The organism is Fibrobacter sp. (assembly GCF_017545445.1).
Taxonomy (GTDB): domain Bacteria; phylum Fibrobacterota; class Fibrobacteria; order Fibrobacterales; family Fibrobacteraceae; genus Fibrobacter.
This window is the reverse complement of sequence record NZ_JAFWOM010000039.1, coordinates 1-4,266: the sequence shown is the minus strand read 5'-3', so window position 1 is coordinate 4,266 and position 4,266 is coordinate 1. Positions and strand designations below refer to the sequence as shown.

4 protein-coding genes and 1 pseudogene are annotated in these 4,266 nt (G+C 46.2%); 3 read left to right on the top strand and 2 right to left on the bottom strand.

Annotated elements, in window-relative coordinates; genetic code table 11:
• Positions 1 to 121 precede the first annotated feature (121 nt).
• On the top strand, positions 122 to 1,345 hold the full coding sequence (locus IKG78_RS04790; RefSeq protein WP_290940133.1) for an FISUMP domain-containing protein: 1,224 nt from the start codon (positions 122 to 124) through the stop codon (positions 1,343 to 1,345).
• Between the two features lie 153 nt (positions 1,346 to 1,498).
• Here the strand turns inward: IKG78_RS04790 and IKG78_RS20290 are convergent, their stop codons facing one another.
• Positions 1,499 to 1,888, bottom strand: coding sequence for a transposase (locus IKG78_RS20290; RefSeq protein WP_366074792.1), 390 nt, complete (start codon positions 1,886 to 1,888; stop codon positions 1,499 to 1,501).
• 6 nt (positions 1,889 to 1,894) lie between these two features.
• Positions 1,895 to 2,464, bottom strand: a complete 570-nt coding sequence (locus IKG78_RS04785) for a transposase (protein WP_290940130.1) — start codon at positions 2,462 to 2,464, stop codon at positions 1,895 to 1,897.
• 266 nt (positions 2,465 to 2,730) lie between these two features.
• Here IKG78_RS04785 and IKG78_RS04780 point away from each other — a divergent pair, with 266 nt between their 5' ends.
• Positions 2,731 to 3,843 carry an FISUMP domain-containing protein gene (locus IKG78_RS04780; protein ID WP_290940126.1) on the top strand — a complete coding sequence of 371 codons (1,113 nt, stop codon included), beginning with the start codon at positions 2,731 to 2,733 and terminating at the stop codon, positions 3,841 to 3,843.
• Between the two features lie 91 nt (positions 3,844 to 3,934).
• Positions 3,935 to 4,266: pseudogene (locus tag IKG78_RS04775) on the top strand (hypothetical protein); the annotation flags it as partial.

Below are 4,266 nucleotides of genomic sequence, written 5' to 3'. Positions count from 1 at the left end.
TACGTTGTTGTAACATGCGAAGCACCATGATGACTTTGTCACCATGGTGTTTTTTTTACTTTATGTAAATTTTATCCAAAATTTTTTATATATTCTATATAACCCTTGCGGAGGATTTCTTATGAAACAAGTTCTTATTACTGACAGAAAAGACTCTTGTGATAAAATGTTAGGTTATACTTGTCATCCTGGAGTGCGTAGCACGATAGGATCCATGCTTTTTGCCATTGCGTTGTGCCTTACCGCCTGCGGTGGCGACAGCAGCACATCCGTAAATGACGATGAATCTTCATCTTCTGCCATCCAAAGCAGTAGCAGTGTCACCCTGAGCGGAACGTCAGCGAAGTCGAATGGGTCTAGTAGCAGTACAAAAAAATCTTCAAGTAGCCGCATGGATTCTATCGGCTCTTCGAGCCTCCAGAATGACAGTAAATCTTCATCCTCCAAGACCGTCATCCTGAGCAGTAGTTCTGCGAAAACCACTTCTTCGAGCGTCATCCTGAGCTCCAGCGAAGGATCCAGTAACAGTACCCCAAAGTCCTCTTCATCTGTCATCCCGGACTCTGTTCCGGGATCGGCTTCTAGCAGTAGTAAAACTGATTCCGGCACTTCGGCCGGAATGACAAGTAGCAGCGAGTACGTCCCCTTCGATCATTCGAAGACGCATGCTAATGCGAGCAAGGTGGGTAAGGACGCCTACAAACAATTCACTGACCCGCGCAATGGCCGCAGCTACTATTACATAACCATTACTTCTGTTTATAGTGGTGATTCTGTGACTGTAATGGCTGAAAATCTGAACATCGGCGAGATGGTTTTGGGCAAAGACGACCAAAACAACGATGCCAAGATAGAACGCTATTGCTACAATAACGATACCACCTTATGCGATGAATTTGGCGGACTCTACCAGTGGGCGGAGATGATGCAATTGCCCAGCCGTTGCAATACCGAAAGTTGTTCTGATTTGATACAAGAAAACCATCGAGGCATTTGCCCAGAAGGCTGGCGGCTGATGACTTATGATGACTTTGTTGTAATAGAAGGTTACAAAGATGAATTCGGATATGGCATTAAGGGCCTTCGTTCTGCTTATGGCTTTGGTGGAAATAATTATTCAGGTTTTTCCCTTACTGGTGCTGGAATGAGAACGCCTGAGGGTGGGTTTGCTGATCTAAGAAGCGTTGTTTATTGGTTTTATCCAGAAGAACATGAGTATGATGTTAATGCGTTTACTCATGCTGCGTATGTAGCCAGTGCTGAAAATATTGCTGGGACATCTAGAAATCAACGTTCTGACAAAATTGTGGGTAATTCCGTCCGTTGCGTAAAAGTTGAACAGTAGTTTTCTTATGAAACAAGTTCTAGCTACTTTATCTCTCGTCTTTAGTCTTTCGTCTTTCTGTCATCCTGGAAGGAGCCGTAGGCGACTGATAGACAACCCAAAAGGTGAGTGTCGCAGCAATGCTTGCATGGGTATGACATACTGTATTAAATGTCAAGAGGCTTTTGTACAAAAATTTGGTACATAGGCCTCTTTTTTCGTAAGGACTGCATAAAGTTGTCGAAGCAGCTTGTTCGCCACTGCAATCAAGGCTACTTTGCTAGGCTTGCCCGATTCCTTCAATCGTGTATAGAATGACCTGCAATCAGGATTGTATTTTATCGCGACGACTGCACACATATAGAATTGCCCTCGCAGCCTTGTGCAGCCCATTCTCGAAATACTTCCGTTTTTATGGATGCTTGTCCCTGATTGTGCATTCCGTGGAGTCAGGCCTATCCAGGAAATCAGGCTTCTGGAACTGCCAAACCTTTCGATGTTCCCAACGTGTGTGAAAAACTTCAGCGATGTTTCCAGACCGATCCCGGGAATGGAACATGCCAAGGCGATTTATTCTTTCTTGCCGGTCTCGACCATTTCAAGTTGCCTGTTCCTGGCTTTTTCCATGAGGGCTTCCAGACTGGATATTGTTTTCTTGATGATGGAAACGGCCTGGTCGTCTCGTAAATTGACCTGGGTTAGCGAATGCAGTATGTTCTTGCTTTGACGGATCTGTTTCTGCAAGTTGTCTATAACGGCATCAAGATGCTTGAGCCTTATTTCGTCGTCTGTCGGGCATGTCCAGCAATCGGTATTCTTTTCCGCTGCGAATTTCGCTATCGAATAGGCGTCGGCCCTGTCGTTCTTGCAACGCCTGAGGTCGCTTTGCATATGCATTTTCACGGCAAATGGGTTCAAGACAGCAACTGGATTTCCGCGGCTGGATAGGTATCTGGCACAGTTCAGGTGATATTCTCCTGTAGCTTCCATCGCAAAACGGGACTCAGCCGGCACTTCGTTCAGAAGACGTTTGAAACCGTTGGAACTATTTTCCAGCTTCAGATGATTCTTCTTGCCGTCCATAATCCAGGCTGCGTCGAAAGTGTCCTTGGAGATGTCAATGCCGACCCATGTTTCCATTTTAAGATTCCTTTGCTATATTGTTAACGGGTAATCACCCCACGCCCCATTGTCCAAAGGTATTCGGCATCTGCGTTTTGCCAGCATACTTGTTCGGGGTCCTGGGTTGAGGGAGATGGGTCCCAATGTCATACACTGCGTCTAGCGCTACCGAGCCTGCGGGTTGCCCATCTCCTACCCATTTCTAAAAATAGACTAATGAAGGGGTGATTTTCGTCCTTTTTAAATATAGGACCGAGCCGAAGGGTTGGGGCTTTGCCCCATCCATGCTTTTTGCCATTGCGTTGTGCCTTACCGCCTGCGGTGGCGACAGCAGCACATCCGTAAATGACGATGAATCGTCATCTTCTGCCATCCAAAGCAGTAGCGGTGTCACCCTGAGCGGAACGTCAGCGAAGTCGAATGGGTCTAGTAGCAGTACAAAAAAATCTTCAAGTAGCCGCATGGATTCTATCGGCTCTTCGAGCCTCCAGAATGACAAGAAATCCTCATCCTCGACGAAGAGTCCATCGTCATCCTGGACCCCTGATGGGGGGATAGGATCCAGTAACAGTACCAAAAAGCCTTCCTCCTCCTCCAAGACTGTCATCCAGAGCAGTAGCAGTGTCACCCTGAGCGCAACGTCAGTGGAGTCGAATGGGTCCAGTGCGGCATCCTCCAGCAGCGAGTATGTCCCCTTTGATCACTCGAAAACGCATGCTAATGCAAGTAAGGTGGGGAAGGATGCCTATAAGCAGTTTACGGACCCGCGCAATGGTCGCAGTTATTACTATATCAAGATTATTGGGAAAAAATCGTCCGGTCGAAAGGATTCCGTGACTATCATGGCGGAAAATCTGAACATTGGAGAAATGGTTCTTGGAAAAAATGACCAGAACGACGATACCAAGATTGAACGCTACTGCTATAACAATGATACCACCAAGTGCGATGAATTTGGCGGACTTTACCAGTGGGCGGAGATGATGCAATTGCCCAGCCGTTGCAATACCGAAAGTTGTTCTGATTTGATACAAGAAAACCATCGAGGCATTTGCCCAGAAGGCTGGCGATTGATGACATACGCTGATTTTTACATCGCTTGGCATGCAGAAACAAATGAATATGGCATCAAAGGAACCCGTTCTGCTTATGGCTTTGGTGGAAATAACTACAGCGGCTTATCCCTTACCGGTGCTGGATTGAGAAGGGCTGAGGGAAAATTTAATGGTTTAAAGGATGGGGCGTATTGGCTTTTCCCGGAAGAATTTGAAAAGAAAAAAAATACACATGCTTATGCAGGTTTTGTGTCCGCGTTAGATGATTATGCTCCCAGTCGAAATACTAACGATAGTAAGATGATTGGCATTTCCGTCCGTTGCGTAAAAGTTGAACAGTAGTTTCGCTTATTTTGTCATGCCCGGCAATCATACGTTGTCCGGGCTTTTTTACTGCCCAAACTTTGTATATTTTATTTGCGGAGGATGTCCTATGAAACAATTTTTAGCTACTTTATCTCTCGTCTTTAGTCTTTCGTCTTTTATCTCATTGACCGCCTGCGGTGGCGACAGCAGCACATCCGTAAATGACGATGAATCGTCTTCTTCAACCAAAACTGTCATCCTGAGCTCTAGCGAAGGATCCAGTAACAGCTCGTCGTCAGCGAAGTCGAATGGGTCCAGTGACGGAAAGAAACTCTCTTCCTCCAGCAAAAAGATTGCTTCGTCATCTTCGGGCAAAGCCTCATCGTCATCCTGGAGCGGAGCGATAGGATCCAGTAACAGTAAGCCCTCCTCCTCCAGTAAAAAGGTTGTTTCGTCATC

Excerpts from the sequence above, each read along its gene's own strand:
- IKG78_RS04790 (WP_290940133.1), top strand. The coding sequence starts at position 122 with ATGAAACAAGTTCTTATTACTGACAGAAAAGACTCTTGTGATAAAATG.
- IKG78_RS04785 (WP_290940130.1), bottom strand. The coding sequence starts at position 2,464 with ATGGAAACATGGGTCGGCATTGACATCTCCAAGGACACTTTCGACGCA.
- IKG78_RS04780 (WP_290940126.1), top strand. The coding sequence starts at position 2,731 with ATGCTTTTTGCCATTGCGTTGTGCCTTACCGCCTGCGGTGGCGACAGC.